Below are 16,078 nucleotides of genomic sequence, written 5' to 3'. Positions count from 1 at the left end.
GCTAAAATTAATCGTGCAGCGAGCGCCGGTCCGCTTCGGTTACCGGACGTACGATCCGGGTAACGCCGGTTGCGTCGAGCGCTTTGACCAGATAATAGGCGACGCCGCCCGTAATGACGATACAGCTGATGAAGCGGAACACGAAGTACAGCGTCAAGTTCCAGCCTTGCAGTTCGATCAGATAACCTTTGTACCAGTCCATTCCCAGCGAGCCGAGGCCCGCTCCGATTCCGGCCAGACAGGCGACGGCCAGCGAATACGAGCGGTAGCCGAACAAGGCGAATACGATCTCCGCTCCGATCCCTTGCGCAAGTCCGTAAGTGAGCGACTCTACGCTGTACTGCGAACCGATCAGCATCGCGAACACGGCGGCCGATACTTCGCCAAGCAGTGCGACTCCGGGCTTGCGTATAATCAGAAACGCTACGGTAGCCGCAATAAACCACATGCCGTACGCGAGCTGCTCGGCCTGCAAGCCGAAAATTTTGACGAGGTCGTATACCGATCCCCATACCCGGAAGATGACGCCGAAGACGATCGCAATGACGACCGTGACCAGAATGTCGGTCAGCTTTAATCCTTTGGAGCTTTGCAATACGTTAGACACTGGTATCCTCTCCTTTTCTCCTATTGATGTCTCTTTGCCGCCTGCCGGCATGCGGCGGACAGCCTCGCTCCCTAATCCGGGCAATCGCCGGGACCCGTAAGACGCAAAAAAGTCCACCCCCCTAGAGGTGGACTGGCATTCGAATGAAACGATCGGTTCGAACGGTCAGGTGTCCCACTTCCCTACGCTGGCATCATCCAGATCAGGTTCGAAGGGTCTAGGATGTGCGCACATCCAATCTCAGCCCTGCCGGGCTCCCCTAGTGACACCCTTATCTTAACACGATTTATGTTGTTGTCAATATCCCCTTTTCCGGCAAACGCTGCGAATACTTTAGCGATTCGTCCATTTCGGAGCATGGCAAATTGACACAGCTCCGCAGCAATGCTTCAATGAAAGCAAACCACTTTCAACACCCCGGGCGCGCCTCATCGGTAACGTTTTGATCGGTTAGTTCGCATGGGAATGTAACCGCTTATTCCCGTACATCGCTTCCCCAAGCTGTATCCGATTACATATGGAATGGAGGACCTGACCATGAGTTCGATTTCGTTTCAATATGAGCAAGGACCGGAGCGGATCATCCGCGGGGATTTCCACCCGGCCTTGCGCCCGAACCCGCAAGCGACCGTCATTTTGGTGCACGGCTTCAAAGGGTTCAAGGACTGGGGAATGTTCCCCTATGCGGCCGGGCGGCTCGCCGAGACGTTCGATGTAATTCGCTTTAATCTGTCCCGCAACGGAGTCGGGGCGTCTCTAACCGATTTCGACGAGCTGGACAAATTCGGAAAGCAAACGTTTACCGGTGATCTGGAAGATTTAAAAGATGTCGTCGTCCTCGTTCGCGAAGGCAAGCTGCCGGTGGCGGGCAGACAGCCGGTAGCGGAACGGGTCGTACTTGTAGGCCATAGCCGCGGCGGCGGCGAGTCGATCGTGCTGGCGCTGGATGAACCGGCGCTCGTCGACGGGGTCGTCTCCTGGAACGGCTCGACGTCGTTCCCCGCGATATTCGGCGAGCCCGCGCTGCGCGCGATGCGCGAGGACGGCATCGCCTACATTGACAACGCGCGCACGAAGCAGCGCATGCCGCTTGAGAGGGTCATCGCGGACGATCTGGCGCGCAACCGCGACCGGTTCGATATAATCGCCCGAATCCCTCAGCTGCAAGTGCCGCTCGTGCTCATTCAAGGCACGGACGATTTCCGCAGCTTGTGGGCCGGATCGGAGAAGCTCGTATCGGCCGCTCCGTCGGTCCCTTGGATTCACATAGCCGGAGGCGATCATACGTTCGGCGCGAAACATCCGTTCACCGGTTCCACGACGCCTCTGGACGAAGCGATTGCCGCCACTGGGAGGGAGATCCGGGAACGCATGCTCCAAAGACCGGCCGACCTCGAATAAACGCGCTGGATCATTTGGGAAATAGTGACAATAATCATTTTGGTATGATACGATAGGACTAAGCCTGTACGATCCGGATTATTTGCAGGAGTGTCCATGGGTCCGATACGTCGACAAAGGAGTCGCAACAATATGAAAGAAATCGTCAAGCTGAAGCAGACGATGCTGAACGTCACGCACGAATTAATTTCCGGGTGCCGCTTCTGTGTGCAAATCTCCTTGGATCCCGAAGACAAAACGCCGATACAATGCGTCAAGTATTCCGGCTGCTCCATCCCGGTACATACGAATACCGCTACCTGTCTGTCCTGCCAGGAATATAAGCGCAGCAACAAGAACGAGCGTCAGGATATCGCGTCAGGCGGCTGATCAGACCGCTCCCTCCGTGCCGTCTTTCGGCTTACGCCGGAACGGCTGAGACCGGGATTCGCCTTCATGGGGACCGCACTTGTTGCGCTTCGTTCGTTTCTGTGTCAAACTAAGGTATGATTGCCCCCGGCGGCGCGGCCGAACGGTTTCCCGCTTCGGCACCGGGACCGCTTAACGACGGGGAACGGAACAGGTGGACGAACTGAATGAAACCGTTATTTCGACTATTGACTGAACTCTCCTCACGCAAGTGGGTGTCCCGCATGACCGGCGCTTTCGCAAAGTCCAAGGCAAGCCGGTACTTTATTCCGCAATTCGCCAAGTCCTACGGCATCCCGATCGAGGATGCGGAGAAGACGATCGGGGAATACCGGTCGCTTAACGAGTTTTTTACCCGGCGCCTAAAACCGGGCCTTCGCCCGCTCGCCGAACGGGCCGACGCGCTGCTGAGCCCCGTGGATGCGCTGATAACCGGCATGGGATCGATTCAATCGGGCACGATGCTGAACGTCAAAGGCCAGGACTATACCGTGGATGAACTGCTCAACCGTTCCCCCAGAACGTTAAACTACCGGAACGGTTTCTTTTTTGTGCTGTATTTAAGCCCCACCGACTATCACCGGATTCACTCCCCCGTTACCGGGACGATTGTGGAGAAGGAGCATGTCAAAGGAAAAGTGTACCCGGTCAACGATTTCGGTCTTCGTGAGATGAAGCGGGTGTTAAGCCGGAACGAGCGGCTGATTACGTATATCGATCACGAGTGCGGAGAGATTGCCGTCGTCAAGGTAGGCGCTCTCAACGTAAGCAGCATCCGCTATGCGGAACCGCTTCCGGACAAGCTGGAGCGGGGCGGCGATCTGGCCTATTTCGAATTCGGCTCGACCGTCGTCCTGTTAACCGAAAATGACATCTTCGTGCCGCGATCCGACCTCGCCGTCGGCAGCAAAGTAAAGATGGGCGAGTCGCTGGGCACGCTGATCGACAAATAATCTGCGCATGGACATGCATCCGCTTGCGTACGACAGACGGTCAGTTTCAATTCAAATTCAATACAGCAGGAACTTACGAAATCAACATTGCGGCTGTTAATGCCCCAACCTGATCCATCGCTGCCGATCTTGGCAGAAGGGCTGATTCTTCGCGCTCGAAGCGCCGGGATCGGCCCTTTCCCTTTCCTTTCCCATGAAACATTCTCTACTAAAAAAAAGCCTCAGTCCAAATCCTTCCCCGCTGGCGAATCGTGCATAACGCGCTGCAAACGAGCGGCAGCTGCCGCCATCCGGACGACACCTTCCTTAATTTCATTCTCTTCCAAATGAGCGAAGCCGAAGCAGGCCGACGGGACCGGACGTTCCAGGTAATAGCCGGTGCCGTCCGTCCAAGTGACGCCGGAATCGTGACAGAACTGGCGGAATCGGCCATACTCGTCAGCAGATCGCTTCCACCGCGCAAACAGGTGCAGCCCCGCGTCGGAAGCCACCGGCTCGAACAATTCGGCCAGCTGCTCCGTGTCCTTCAGCAAACTTTGAAGCAGCTCGAATTTCCGGCTGTATAACCGTCCCATCCGGCGCAAATGGCGCTCATACTCGCCACTGTTCATAAACGAGGCGAGCGCCCGCTGCTCGAGGATCGCGGTCGGGTGCGGCTCGAACAGCTGACGGGCGCGCAGGAAAGGCTCCCGGAGCGCCGCCGGCAGCACCGCATAGCCGATCCGGAAATGGTGCATCATCGTCAGCGAGAAGGTGCCGATATACACGACCCGGTCTTCGCGGTCAAGCAGCTTAAGCGGCTCGATCGGCCTGCCCAGGTGACGGAACTCGCTGTCGTAATCGTCCTCGACGACGACCGCTCCCCGCCGGGACGCCCAGGCGAGCAGCTGCTGTCGCCGCTCCAGACTGAGCACCGCTCCCGTCGGGAACTGCCGGCTCGGCGTGACGAAGATGAGCTTGGCCTCCCAGTCGTCCGGAACGAGTCCATGCCGGTCGGTGCAGGCGGCGACCGCTTCGCCTCCGGCCGCCCGGATCGCGGACAAGATGCCGGAATAACACGGATTTTCCGTGACGACCGGTTCTCCGGGGTCGATCAGCAGCTGGGCGAGCAGCGCGATCGCCTGCATCGATCCGTTAACGATCGCGATGGACGAGGGCACTGCTTCGATACCGCGCGTCCGGAGCAGGTGGCGGCAGATCGCCTCCCGCAGCGCCAGATGCCCTTGCGAGGCGAATCCGTCGCCGTAATACGTACCGTGCATCCCCCTCACCTGGGCGTACAACGTCCGGTTCCAAGCCTGCTTGGGGAAATGATTCCGGTCGCTGTACCCGATCACGAAGCGGATGTCGCCGTCCGTCCCGGAAGCTGGCTGGCGCAGCGGCAGCCCGGACATCCGCCGCCCCCACGCGGACAGCTCGAATTCGGTTTGCACGTTCGCTCCTCCCTCCGGCTGACGATCATGCCGGTAAGCGACGAACGTCCCCCGGCCGACTCCGGACACGACGTACCCCTCCGCCGCCAGCATCTCGTACACCTGGCAAACGACGCCGCGGGACAGCCCGTACAACCCGCCGAGCTCCCGGCTCGAAGGCAGCTTCATGCCATACTCCAGCCGGCTGGATGTGATCGCATCCCTCAGCGCATGATACAATGCAGAATATTTTAACGGATACCGCTCCAAATATAGATTTAATGGCAGATGAAAATCGGTCATATGTACTCCTCCCCTTCAATTGGCCTATCCGCCTCAAAAACCGCCGATGCGCAAAATCAACCCTTCCGCGGCTTTAGTTCACAGCCGAATCCGCCAACAAAGTCACAAATCCGGCAGCCAACGTTTCAATGGTCTATTAATTTCTATCATAATTGGCGCTTTTCTGTTGTCAATCCTTTGTTTATGATAAGAAAAAATGGAAGGGGGCCCGACCGTATGAGCACAATCCGAAGAACCGCGTACGAGATGACGTCCGAGGAAGAGATTAACCGGTTTATGAGCGAGATGAGCTACGGAACGCTGGCGATCCAGGGCGAGGAGTGGCCGTATGCCGTGCCGGTCAACTTCGTCTATCACCGCAATCAGGTCTATTTGCACGGCAGCAAGGCGGGGCACAAGATGGAGATGATCCGGGCGAGCGGCAAAGTGTCGTTTTCCGTCAGCAAAGAATACGCCATCGTCCCTTCCTACTTCAGCGATCCGAAGCTGGCCTGCCCGGCGACCGCCTATTTCAAATCCGTCCTGATCCGGGGGCAGGCGGAGCTTGTCGAAAGCGTCGAGGAGAAAGCGGAGGTGCTCGGGGCGCTGATGCGCAAGCTGCAGCCCGAAGGCGGCTACGAGCCGATCGATCCGGCCGATCCGGATTACTTGCCGCGAATTCGCGGCGTGGCCGTCCTGCGGCTGGCAGCGGAGTCGCTTACCGCCAAATTTGCCTTCGGCCAACATTTGAACGAGGAACGGTTCGCACGGGTATGCAGCGGATTGGAGCAGCGGGGTATGGAAGGCGACCTGCAGACGGCGGAGCTGATGCGGAAATATTCGGGCAGATGCCCAATACACGAAGCGCCCGCAGGAGATGGCGCCCATTCATAAACCCAAAAACGCAGCCGTTCCCTATTCAAGCTCTACGCTTGGATAAGAAAGCGACTGCGTAAGCGGAAGCAGCGATCGCACGGCTACCGGCGCGAATGTGCAGCGCGGGTGCGGTCGCCGCTTATCGTCCGTCCAGCCGGACGACAGATGCAGTTCGCCCTCGAACGAGCGGGCCGCAGAAGCTGTTGCCGAATGCCCCCGCCTGTCAAGCGAGCACCTTCAGCACATCGTCGATCTTTTTGCTGTTAGAGATAACCCCGTAGTTCATCCAGGTCATAAAATCGACCTCGTATACGCACCGTTTCTTTACTGCCGGCAGCGCCTGCCACGAAGCCGTCTCCAGTATCGCCCGTTCCTCTCCCGGCACAGAGGAATGCCGCCGGTCGAACGTTATAAAGAGATGGTCCGCGTCCAGCCGCTCCAGCCATTCCGGAGGCAAATTCATCTTTCTCGTCTCCTGCTCCATCTCCATCACGAGGGAATGCGGTGCAAGCCCCAGATCCTTGTACAGGATCGGCCCGGTATAACCGTAGTCCGGCCCGGCGTACAAACTTATGCCAAGCGCCGATATGCGTAAAAAGGCGACCGTCTGGCCGCGGGTCGACCGGCCGAGCACGCTGCGGGCGTCGCGCGCTTTCTGCTCATAATGCCGGATCACTTCCTCCACCCGGTCCGTCCGCCCGAGCAGACGCGCCGCTTTATGCAGCGTCGAGCGCCAGTCTTCACCCGGATGCGGCATATGGAAGGTCGGGGCCAGCCGGCCCAGCCGGTCGTTCGGTATCCATTTGTCGAATCCGCTGTCCAGCATAATGAAGTCCGGGTGATGCCGGGATAGATCGTCTTCATCCTCCTCTGCCAGGTCGAGGACGGGCACATCGTGCAAGCCGAGGTATTCCTGTCTCCCCCAGCCGCGGTGGGAGCATTCGACGACCGGCGTAATGCCGAGCGCCACGAGAAAATCTTCCAGGAAAGGGGCGAACACGCGGGCATGTTCCCGGTAATGGCGGCGGTACTGGCCGGGAGAGATCCCGAGCGTTTGCTTGAACCGGCGGTTGAAATAATATTCGTTGCTGAAACCGACGTTTTGGGCGATATCGTACAGCCGGTCGTCCGTCGTCAGCAGCAGCTTTTTGGCGCGGTCGATCCGGACCCCGTTCAAGTAATCCAGCGGAATTTGTCCGGTCAGTTCCTTAAACAGACGCGAGTACTGCCAGCGTGCGACATTCGCCCGATCCGCCAGCGCGTTCACCGTCCACACGTCCCGGTATTGCTCCTTAATAAGCTCGATCGATTGCTCCACCGCTTGGCGCATATTTCCTTCATAGCTCGAGGAACGATTTTGCGCCAAGAGGAACCGCATCCATTCCTGAAACCTCACATGGTTGTCCAACTGCTCCAGATCGTCGTCCGAATCCCGGTGGCGGTAGATTGATTCCAAATAGTCCATACACGTGGAGAACGGATGACACAACGCTTCTCCCTGGAACGGAAATCCGCCGCCGGACGGCTCGTTCTGACCGGTCCCGGAGCCGGAGCCTGCCCCGCATACGCTCCACGGCTCGAACGAGACCCGATAGTAGATCAGGCCGTCCTCATCTGCCGTCAGTTCGACAGCCGCATCCGGATCGGCGAGACAACACGTCCCCCGGCCGAGCGGAAGCCGGTTGCCGCCGATATCGATCGTTCCGGAACCTCCGGTAATGACCCATAGGGTAAAATGACCGCCGGTCTTACCGTGTTCCTGCCATCTCGAAGCTCTTACGTTATACTGGATATCCTTCAGCACATAAAACAAAGTCCGGACCAACGGGGCCGGCTCCGTTACCTGTTTCATTTCGGCTCACCTTTAATGAGAATGGTTATCATTTTCAAGTTAAGTATATAGAAAAAAGGAAAGCACATCAACTGCTGTTGACGGCTTTCCCGATCCGCTTTATCCGATCTGCGGGGCATGTCTCCTTATTTCACGAGCCATTTCAAAATATCGTCCGTTTTCGCCTTATTCGCCATAACCGCGCCGGACTGCCAGTGCGTCCGCTCCGCCTTGTACACATGCCCGTTCTTGACGGCGGGAATCGACTTCCACAGCGGGCTGTCCAGCAGCTTGACCGCTTCCTTGTTCTCCTCGGACGTCCAGCTTCCGTTGGATGGAAAGACGATCAGATGATCGGCGTCCAGCTCGGGGAGTTTCTCCTCGGACAAGACGGCCTGGAACTCCTTCATCTCCTTGACAAACCGGTGCGGCGCGAGTCCAAGCTCGGAGTAAATGTTGCCGGTATACCGGTTATTGATGCCGAACAGAGCCAGCGATTTGTCTCCCACATTAATCCGGACGACCGCCACCGTCTGTTCGCCGACCGCTTTGTCGAGCTTCGCCTTCGCGTCCGCCATCTTCCGATTGTATTCCGCCAGCACGCTTTCGGCTTTCTCCGGGATGCCGAGCACATCGGCAATTTTCTTTACTATTTCCGGCGGGCTCTGCAACACGGCTTCCGGCAGACGATACGTCGGCGCCACTTTGGAGTACAGCTCGTACTTGGCCGCATCCACCCCGCCGTCGACGATGATCAGATCCGGCCCGGCCGCGACAAGCGCCTCGATGCTCCCGGTTGTATCGAACGTCGGCACGTTCAGTCCCAAATAGTCCTGCTTGCCCCAGTTCGGGTGATACCACTGGACGACCGGCGTTACGCCAAGCGCCTGCAAGTAATCCTCGACGTAAATCCCCGCTACCTTCTTCGGCTTGACGGGAATCGTAACGTCTCCGAACTCCCCTTTGACAACCCTTGTTTTCCCCTCGTTCGCATCTGTCTGGCCGGCTGCCGGCGTCTCGTTATGGGTTGCTCCGCATCCTGTCAAGCCGACGGCCAGAACGAGCAGCAGCGTCATCCCTACCGCCAGCATTCGACGTGATCTTGCCATAACCGCGTTCACTCCTATGTCTAACCAAAAAGGTACGAAAAGAGAGCGGAATTTCAATGATAATCATTCTCATTTTCGTTCGGGATCATTATATCTCACATCTTTTTGGCGCCACAATACACATACTCTACTCTTTTTTTATACAAACGCGGTTGGGGTGCAGCCCGCCTCCGCGCGGCGGGACCTGTTCTCTCGGAAAGGGGCCTCCGGCGGCAGCGAATCGTCAAGCCGCGCCTCCTACTACGGTCTGCCGTTCAAGCGGATGTCCACGTCGTCCGTTGCTCCGATCCCGGTCAGCACACGGTCGAGCTCGAATAGCTCATCCCTATGATACACGCCGGACGGCCCGCTTGCGCAAAATAACCGTCCGCAACATACGCGGCCACTCGTGCGGAAATGCGCGCCTCCTCGCCGCCCTGCAACGAGCATTCCGCCGTGGCGGGCACGCCGTTCCACATCCCCCTAGCATCGATCTTGACAGCGCATCTCGCTTTGCCCGGCTTCACCGATCAGGATTTCGATTTGGCCAGCAAATACAGGAAGTAAGGCGCGCCGATTACGGCCACCACGATCCCCGTAGGAATTTCCGAAGGCTGTAAAATCCAGCGGCCGATCGTATCGGCCGTAATGACCAGAAGCGCACCGGCAAGCGCGGCGGCCGGCAGCAGCATCTGATGCTTCTGACCGACGAGGCGGCGTGCGAGATGCGGAGCGATCAGCCCGACGAAGCCGATGCTGCCGCTTACCGCCACGCAGGAGCCGGCCAGACCGACCGCTGCCGCGAGCAGGACGAGCCGCTCCTTCTCCACCGGCGCGCCAAGCCCGGTCGCGGTCTGATCCCCCAGATTCAGCACATTCATGACGCGCGCCTTGTAGAAGACGAACGGCAGCAAGATGATGAGCCACGGCAGCAGCGCAAGCACGAACTTCCAGTTCGCCCCCCAGATGCTCCCGGCCATCCATGTCGCGACAAACTGATACTTCTCCGGACTAAGCCGCAGCGTCATGACGATGGTCGCCGCGCTAATCCCTGCGGCCACGGCGATACCGGTCAGCAGCAGCCGGATCGGCGCTATGCCGTGATGCCGCTTGTACGCCAGCGAGTAGATCAGAATCGCAGTCAGTCCCGCGCCGACCAGCGCGACGAGCGGTAGCATGAAGACCGGTGCGGCCGCCGTCGCCGGATAAAACGATATGAACATCATCACGGTTAATCCCGCTCCCGCGTTGATCCCAAGTATACCCGGGTCGGCGAGCGCATTGCGCGATATCCCTTGCATGATACAGCCCGAGACGGCGAGTCCGGCGCCGATCAGCAGCGAAATGACGATGCGCGGCAGGCGGAATTCGAACAAAATGAGCGATTGCTTCTTCGTTCCCATCCCGAATAACGTCTGAATCAGCTCCACCGGAGAAAGCCGGATATAACCGGTGTTCATACTGATCATAAAGGCGGTGACGATGAACAGCCCGAGTACAACGAGGACGGTAACATTCCGCCTTCTTTTCTGTTTCTCGCTTCTTATCAGAGACACACGCTCCATCCTACAGCTCCCTCCTTTCTTTACGCGCCAGGTAAAGGAAGAACGGAACGCCGATGAGCGCGATCAGCGCCCCGACCGGAGTCTCAAACGGCGGATTGACCATTCTGGCCGCCAGATCGGCGAAGACGACCAGCAGGCTGCCGAGCACCGCCGAGCACGGAATGATCCAGCGATAATCGACGCCGACCATATAACGGGTCAGGTGAGGAATAATAAGTCCGACAAATCCGACGGCGCCGACGACCGATACCGCAGCTCCCGCCAGAATCAGCACGAGCACCGTTCCGGCCAGCTTCACGAGTCCCGTCCGCTGGCCGAGCCCCTTGGCCACATCCTCGCCCAGGCTCAACATCGTGATCGAGCGCGACAAAATAATCGCTCCGATAATGGCCGCGGCAATCCACGGAAACATAATTTTGAGCTGGAACCATTTCGTTCCCGCCACTCCCCCGGCGTACCAGAAAGCCAAGTCTTGGCCGATCCGGAAATATAGCGCGATTCCTTCGCTTAATGCCGACAACAGGGCGCTTAACGCCGCGCCGGCAAGCACGAGTCGCACCGGGGTCAAGCCGCCTTTGGCGAGGGAGCCGATGCCGTATACGAGTATGGCTCCGATCGCTGCGCCAAGGAACGAGAACAGGATCAGATACATAAACGGCAGGCCGGGCAAAAAGGCGAAACAGATCGCCAGCATGAAACCTGCGCCTGCGTTCAGCCCCAGCAGTCCGCTGTCCGCAAGCGGGTTGCGCGTCATCCCCTGCATGATCGCCCCGGCTACGGCGAAGCAGGCGCCGACCATCGCTCCCCCCAGCACGCGGGGCAGACGGAGCTCCTGAATAATCTGATGCTGCGTCAGATCGGGATTAAACCTGAAGATTGCCTCCCATACGACGGACAGCTTGATATCCGCCGCTCCGAACGACACGGATACCGCGATCCCGAGCATCAGCGCGAACACCCCTCCGATCAAGATGAGGGTCGCCGCCCACGGACGGGAACGGACTTGTACGGGAGACTTCGAAGCCGTTGCTTCATTCCTTGTTGGATTCATGAGTGCCACCTTTGTCACATTGGTTGGACCAATTATTTCGATCGCCTCTATTAGAGGTAGTTCAAAAAGTCCACTTTTGATCACGAAGCAGATACAGGAAGCCTGCTCGACATCGAATATGGAATTCAGCCGGAACTTCCGGTGCTCACAAAAGCTTTCACTACGCTCCGCTCCTCATTTCCTAGCTTCATCCCATCTTCTCGGTGCTGAAAACCGGACTTTTTGAACAAGCACTTATAGCAAGATGACGATTGATATTGATTCTCAATTTCAATTATAAATAGTAGATCAGCTGACCGCTCCTTGGCAATAGACAAAATCAAAGTTTTTTTGTACAAATTTAACATTCCCGAGAAAAATACGTTTTTTCGGTTGAGCGGCGATCCGAAATCTTATATCATGAATTATGACTGATAATGATTATCAATATCCTTCCGAATATGTCCTGCCTGAAGGAGGCACGAATGATGGGTTCACAGCCGACAACTTCCGTCCCGTTTCGCTCCCTGCTATTTCATATGACCGGCATCAGCCTGTCCGTCCGCCCTGTCGGATGGGATTCCGATATACAAACCAGCGATCGGTATACGCTTCTGATCGTAACGAACGGAAGCGGCAGTCTCCATACCGGCGATACGACGGTCCTTCTGAAGACCGACAAATGCTACCTGCTCCCGCCGGGCCGCACCTACCGGGCCGTCAACGGATTCGACAGCTCGCTCCGGTATTACCAGCTTGCCTTTGCCGCCGTCCATATCGCGGATCAACGGACCGAGACGTACACCGGCAGCCTGTTCTCCGGCCGGCTCGAAATGACCGCTTATCCGTTCTCCAGGCTGATTCGTCTCGCCGAGGAGCTGTATGACGCGAAAGACAGCGACGGCGATATCGAATCGATGAACCGGCACATCCGGCTTCAGGAACTGATCCGTTTTCTGATCGAGCACAACCTCGAGTTCGCCGGTCCCGCCAACTCCACGCAAGCGGTGGCATCGACGATCCGTTATATGCGGAACAATTACATGCACAGCGTAACCGTGAAGCAGCTAGCCGAGATGGCCCGGGTGCCTTACTATCAGTACACCCCGATCTTTCAGGAATTAACCGGCAAGAAGCCGCTCGATTATTTGACCGAACTGCGCATCAACCGCTCCAAGGAACTGCTGGTCCATTCCGACGAGCCTTTGCGCGAGATCGCCGGCCGGGTCGGCTTTGCCGACGAATATTATTTCAACCGCCGCTTCCGCCAAACGACAGGCGTGACGCCCAAGCAGTATGCCAAATATATGAAGCATAACACGCGCGTAAGAGACTGGACCGGACACGAAGTCGATATCCCCGCCCAGCCGAAACGAATCATTTACTACGGCGAAACGTTCGGCGACCTGCTGGCTCTCGGAGTCGACGCGATCGGAGGTAATATCTCCTGGAAAAACCGAACCTTCTTCAAAGACCGAGTACGCAACGTGCAGGACGTCGGCAATCCGATCAACCCGGACAAGCTGATGGAGCTGAAGCCGGATCTGATCATATTCGCCTGCTCGGACGAGAAGCAGTATACGAAAATATCGAAAATCGCTCCTACGGTAACGTTTAACTCCTTCGCCCCTCTCGACCAGCGGCTGCTTACGCTCGGACATCTGCTGGGCAAAAGACGCGAAGCGGAAAAATGGCTGGACACCTACAACAATAAAGCCGCTGTCGTGTGGCAGCAGCTTCGGTCGGTTATCGAGCCGGGCGAGACGGCTTCCGTATTCGTATTCGATCACGGAAACCGGCTGTTCGTGATGGGGGCTTCCGGACTTTCCTCGGTGCTGTACCATCCGCACGGCTTCCAGCCGGTGGACAAAATCCGCGATCTGTTGGACGCCGGTTTAGGATTCGCGGAAATAACGGAGCGTCATCTGCCCGCCTATACGGGAGACCATATCTTCATGCTGCTGCCGGGAAACGCCGAATCGAAAGTCGCGATGGAGCAGTTGATGGAGAGCGCACTCTGGCACAGCCTGCCTCCCGTCCGGAACGGCCGTGTCTACTGCGTGGAAGCGGCCAAATGGAACTACGGGGACGCCCTGACCCGGGAAAAGCTGCTCGATGCGCTTCCCCGCCTGCTCCTCGCCAACATTTGAACCCTGCCTCGGCCACTCCCCCTGCCCCGGCTTCATGCCCAGCCGCCCCTGAAGTGGGACGGCTGTTATTCGTCCGCGACGCCAAGCGCGCGGTTTTTCTCTTTGAACCGGTCGTTGTGCGACGAGACGTACGCCATCCGCGGCGCCTCCGGCTCCATATGCAATTTCGCGCTGTTGACCGCCAGCACGGCGTCGGAGAACGCCCCCGCGATCAGATTCACCTTGCTGTCGAAATTGACGAAATCACCGGCGGCATAGATGCCGGGCACGTTCGTCTCCAGCTTGCCGTTTACGTACACGTTCCAATCGTCCATCTCGAGTCCCCACTGGTTTATTCCCGAGAAGTCCGACTTCAGGCCGTGATTGACAATAACTGCATCGACCTCCAGCTGCTCGGTTTCGCCTGTCTCCACATGGCAGATCGTCACTTTGCCGATCGTCTGCCCGTTCTCGCTGTGCAGCTGGGTTAACGCATACGGAGTACGGACAGCCGCAACGGATTGCTTCATCCGGATAATATTTTTCTCGTGTCCGCCGAACATGTCACGCCGATGGACGACCGTTACGCTTTGCGCGATCGGCTGCAGCTCGTTGGCCCAGTCTACCGCCGAGTTGCCTCCTCCCGATATAAGCACGCGTTTGCCGCGGAACGGCTCTAGCTCCTGCACCGTATAATGAAGATTCGTAATCTCGAACCGGTCGGCTCCTTCGATATCCAGCTTCGCCATCTTCAAGATCCCCCGGCCCAGGGCAAGCACCACCGTCCGCGTCCAATGCTTCTCACCCGAATCGGCTATCAGCACGAACGTGCCGTCTTCTTTCCGTTCGAGATGCTTAATATGCTGGCCGAAGACGAGAGTCGGGTCGAACACGGTCGCCTGCTGGGCAAGCTGGGCGATCAGCTGCTGACAGACGACGGGGGCGAAGCCGCCTACGTCCCAGATCATCTTCTCCGGATAAATGAGCATACGCCCGCCAAGCTCTTCCCTCGCCTCGATCAGCTTTGTTTTCAAATCGCGCATTCCGCTATAAAAAGCGGCGTACATCCCGGCAGGGCCGCCGCCGATGATCGTCACGTCGTACAATTCCAATGGCTCCACCATAACCCGTTCCTCCGCAACAAAACGTTTTGTATTTGTAATTGATATTGATTCTCAATATCTTCCTGACTATTGTAGCCTCGCATGGCTTGGCATGGCAATGGACAAACGTAACCTTATCTTTGTACAAAATGAACCCCCTCTCCGGCCCGCATAGGCGTTCCGTTGATCGGCGGAACGCGAAAAACCCCCGAATCCGCGGAACTCGCGAACTTGGAGGTTTATTTGGGCATCGCACTCGAATTACCGGTTACTCGCGCTCTTCCTGCCGCGCCCGGGGCGGGCCGCCCGGATCGTCCGCATCCGTTTCGATCGAGATTTCTTCCGGAATGCGTACCGCCGTGCTGGGCACTTCACGCGGCTTGTATTCGATCACGTCCGACGAATACAGGCTGACGAACAAACTGCCTCCGCCCGTGAAGGCGCGGATCAGAACAGGCTGATTGTACTTGTTCATAAAGGTAAAATCAGGGCCGTTCCAGCTCACGGTAGCGTCTCGTCCGGGCAGCACGTACGGCACGTTGCGGCTGTGCGAATAACGCTGCACGATATGCATGCCGGCGCGGTCCGCGGCGTTGAACAGCGTCGACGACACCTGGCAGATGCCGCCCCCGATCCCCTCGGCCAGCTCTCCCCTTACGATTATCGGAGCTTTCAGGTATCCTCTTTTCTCGGTCCGCTCGCCAACCACCTGATTAAACGAGAACAGCTCTCCGGGGAAGAGCACATGGTTGTTAATCGCTTTTACCGCGGTCGAGATATTGTGCATCCGGTTTTTGTTGTTCGAATTGTAGTAGGTGACGTAGTGCCCGATCGGCTTGACCCGGATGTTGGCCAGCAGCTCGCTGTCCACCTTCGGATACAGCGCCGTCCTCGGCAGATCGATGACCGAAGGGCCGGTTCCGTAAAAATACGAATAAAACCGCTCCTCGAACGCGGTGCGGTTCAACCTGTAGCCGGGCTGCTCCTTCTCGATCCTGCCGTTCGCGCCGATTCGCGCATTTTGCGGAGCCCGGTACATGTTACGGTCGAGCTCGTCCATCAGCCGGCCCAGCCGGTCCCTATCGACCATCGACTGCCCCGGCAGCGCATACTCGTTGCGAACGGCCGTAGCCACCCGCTGCCCCTCATGCTGGATTACGGCTTCCCCTGGGGCGTTCACTTGTTGGACCAGCAGCAGCAGTCCGATCATCCATGCGGCTTTCAATATCGGCGTCCCTCCCCACCGGTAGGTTGAACAGAAAAAGTTCCTCTTGATACATTTTCCTACATCCGGCGGAATTATTACCGCTGCCGAAAAATCGTGCGAAAGCGCAGCCTTTCCGGAAAATAAGAAAAGCTTCTAAACGAAGCCTTTTCCACGATGAATGACCCT

The 16,078-nt window shown here is 57.6% G+C and carries 13 protein-coding genes and 1 riboswitch; of the genes, 5 read left to right on the top strand and 8 right to left on the bottom strand.

Annotated features, from left to right (window positions below):
- Positions 1 to 7: 7 nt before the first annotated feature.
- Positions 8 to 607, bottom strand: coding sequence for an ECF transporter S component (locus tag PV433_RS28480; RefSeq protein WP_332075393.1), 600 nt, complete (start codon positions 605 to 607; stop codon positions 8 to 10).
- A 162-nt stretch (positions 608 to 769) separates the two neighbouring features.
- Positions 770 to 878, bottom strand: a riboswitch (TPP riboswitch).
- A gap of 266 nt (positions 879 to 1,144) precedes the next feature.
- On the opposite strand from PV433_RS28480, the gene PV433_RS28475 reads away from it, so the two are divergent.
- The 3 genes from PV433_RS28475 (at position 1,145) to asd (ending at position 3,369) form a co-directional block, all read left to right on the top strand.
- A complete protein-coding gene (locus tag PV433_RS28475) occupies positions 1,145 to 2,008 on the top strand; it encodes an alpha/beta hydrolase family protein (protein ID WP_332075392.1) in 864 nt (287 codons plus the stop codon).
- Positions 2,009 to 2,140: 132 nt separating this feature from the next.
- Positions 2,141 to 2,377: a hypothetical protein gene (locus tag PV433_RS28470; RefSeq protein WP_190924292.1), complete on the top strand. Its 237-nt coding sequence runs from the start codon at positions 2,141 to 2,143 to the stop codon at positions 2,375 to 2,377.
- Positions 2,378 to 2,583: 206 nt separating this feature from the next.
- Positions 2,584 to 3,369, top strand: a complete 786-nt coding sequence (asd, locus tag PV433_RS28465; protein WP_332075391.1) for an archaetidylserine decarboxylase — start codon at positions 2,584 to 2,586, stop codon at positions 3,367 to 3,369.
- Positions 3,370 to 3,590: 221 nt separating this feature from the next.
- On the opposite strand, the gene pdxR is transcribed toward asd, so the two are convergent.
- Positions 3,591 to 5,084 (bottom strand): MocR-like pyridoxine biosynthesis transcription factor PdxR, encoded by a 1,494-nt coding sequence (gene pdxR / locus PV433_RS28460; protein WP_332075390.1) that lies wholly within the window; start codon positions 5,082 to 5,084, stop codon positions 3,591 to 3,593.
- Positions 5,085 to 5,300: 216 nt separating this feature from the next.
- On the opposite strand from pdxR, the gene PV433_RS28455 reads away from it, so the two are divergent.
- Positions 5,301 to 5,957, top strand: coding sequence for a pyridoxamine 5'-phosphate oxidase family protein (locus PV433_RS28455; RefSeq protein WP_332075389.1), 657 nt, complete (start codon positions 5,301 to 5,303; stop codon positions 5,955 to 5,957).
- 205 nt (positions 5,958 to 6,162) lie between these two features.
- On the opposite strand, the gene PV433_RS28450 is transcribed toward PV433_RS28455, so the two are convergent.
- The 4 genes from PV433_RS28450 to PV433_RS28435 all read right to left on the bottom strand — a co-directional run bounded on the left by PV433_RS28450 (position 6,163) and on the right by PV433_RS28435 (position 11,474).
- The gene (locus PV433_RS28450; RefSeq protein WP_332075388.1) at positions 6,163 to 7,791 is read right to left on the bottom strand and encodes an AraC family transcriptional regulator; all 1,629 of its coding nucleotides are present in this window, start codon (positions 7,789 to 7,791) and stop codon (positions 6,163 to 6,165) included.
- Positions 7,792 to 7,916: 125 nt separating this feature from the next.
- Positions 7,917 to 8,879 (bottom strand): ABC transporter substrate-binding protein, encoded by a 963-nt coding sequence (locus PV433_RS28445; protein ID WP_332075387.1) that lies wholly within the window; start codon positions 8,877 to 8,879, stop codon positions 7,917 to 7,919.
- A 509-nt stretch (positions 8,880 to 9,388) separates the two neighbouring features.
- A complete protein-coding gene (locus PV433_RS28440; RefSeq protein WP_332075386.1) occupies positions 9,389 to 10,423 on the bottom strand; it encodes a FecCD family ABC transporter permease in 1,035 nt (344 codons plus the stop codon).
- A gap of 1 nt (position 10,424) precedes the next feature.
- A complete protein-coding gene (locus tag PV433_RS28435) occupies positions 10,425 to 11,474 on the bottom strand; it encodes a FecCD family ABC transporter permease (RefSeq protein WP_332075385.1) in 1,050 nt (349 codons plus the stop codon).
- Between the two features lie 464 nt (positions 11,475 to 11,938).
- On the opposite strand from PV433_RS28435, the gene PV433_RS28430 reads away from it, so the two are divergent.
- The gene (locus tag PV433_RS28430) at positions 11,939 to 13,603 is read left to right on the top strand and encodes an AraC family transcriptional regulator (RefSeq protein ID WP_332075384.1); all 1,665 of its coding nucleotides are present in this window, start codon (positions 11,939 to 11,941) and stop codon (positions 13,601 to 13,603) included.
- 65 nt (positions 13,604 to 13,668) lie between these two features.
- On the opposite strand, the gene PV433_RS28425 is transcribed toward PV433_RS28430, so the two are convergent.
- Together PV433_RS28425 and PV433_RS28420 are read right to left on the bottom strand one after the other, a co-directional pair.
- The gene (locus PV433_RS28425; protein ID WP_332075383.1) at positions 13,669 to 14,706 is read right to left on the bottom strand and encodes an NAD(P)/FAD-dependent oxidoreductase; all 1,038 of its coding nucleotides are present in this window, start codon (positions 14,704 to 14,706) and stop codon (positions 13,669 to 13,671) included.
- Positions 14,707 to 14,953: 247 nt separating this feature from the next.
- Positions 14,954 to 15,910 (bottom strand): VanW family protein, encoded by a 957-nt coding sequence (locus PV433_RS28420; RefSeq protein ID WP_332075382.1) that lies wholly within the window; start codon positions 15,908 to 15,910, stop codon positions 14,954 to 14,956.
- Positions 15,911 to 16,078: the final 168 nt, after the last annotated feature.

The organism is Paenibacillus sp. GYB004 (genome assembly GCF_036577605.1).
GTDB classification, from domain to species: domain Bacteria; phylum Bacillota; class Bacilli; order Paenibacillales; family NBRC-103111; genus Paenibacillus_AB; species Paenibacillus_AB oceani.
Note: the sequence above shows the minus strand (reverse complement) of the source record. Positions and strands in the feature narration are given on the sequence as shown.

Excerpts from the sequence above, each read along its gene's own strand:
- PV433_RS28475 (WP_332075392.1), top strand. The coding sequence starts at position 1,145 with ATGAGTTCGATTTCGTTTCAATATGAGCAAGGACCGGAGCGGATCATC.
- PV433_RS28445 (WP_332075387.1), bottom strand. The coding sequence starts at position 8,879 with ATGGCAAGATCACGTCGAATGCTGGCGGTAGGGATGACGCTGCTGCTC.
- PV433_RS28470 (WP_190924292.1), top strand. The coding sequence starts at position 2,141 with ATGAAAGAAATCGTCAAGCTGAAGCAGACGATGCTGAACGTCACGCAC.
- PV433_RS28440 (WP_332075386.1), bottom strand. The coding sequence starts at position 10,423 with ATGGAGCGTGTGTCTCTGATAAGAAGCGAGAAACAGAAAAGAAGGCGG.
- PV433_RS28450 (WP_332075388.1), bottom strand. The coding sequence starts at position 7,791 with ATGAAACAGGTAACGGAGCCGGCCCCGTTGGTCCGGACTTTGTTTTAT.
- asd (WP_332075391.1), top strand. The coding sequence starts at position 2,584 with ATGAAACCGTTATTTCGACTATTGACTGAACTCTCCTCACGCAAGTGG.
- PV433_RS28425 (WP_332075383.1), bottom strand. The coding sequence starts at position 14,706 with ATGGTGGAGCCATTGGAATTGTACGACGTGACGATCATCGGCGGCGGC.
- PV433_RS28455 (WP_332075389.1), top strand. The coding sequence starts at position 5,301 with ATGAGCACAATCCGAAGAACCGCGTACGAGATGACGTCCGAGGAAGAG.
- PV433_RS28435 (WP_332075385.1), bottom strand. The coding sequence starts at position 11,474 with ATGAATCCAACAAGGAATGAAGCAACGGCTTCGAAGTCTCCCGTACAA.
- pdxR (WP_332075390.1), bottom strand. The coding sequence starts at position 5,084 with ATGACCGATTTTCATCTGCCATTAAATCTATATTTGGAGCGGTATCCG.
- PV433_RS28430 (WP_332075384.1), top strand. The coding sequence starts at position 11,939 with ATGATGGGTTCACAGCCGACAACTTCCGTCCCGTTTCGCTCCCTGCTA.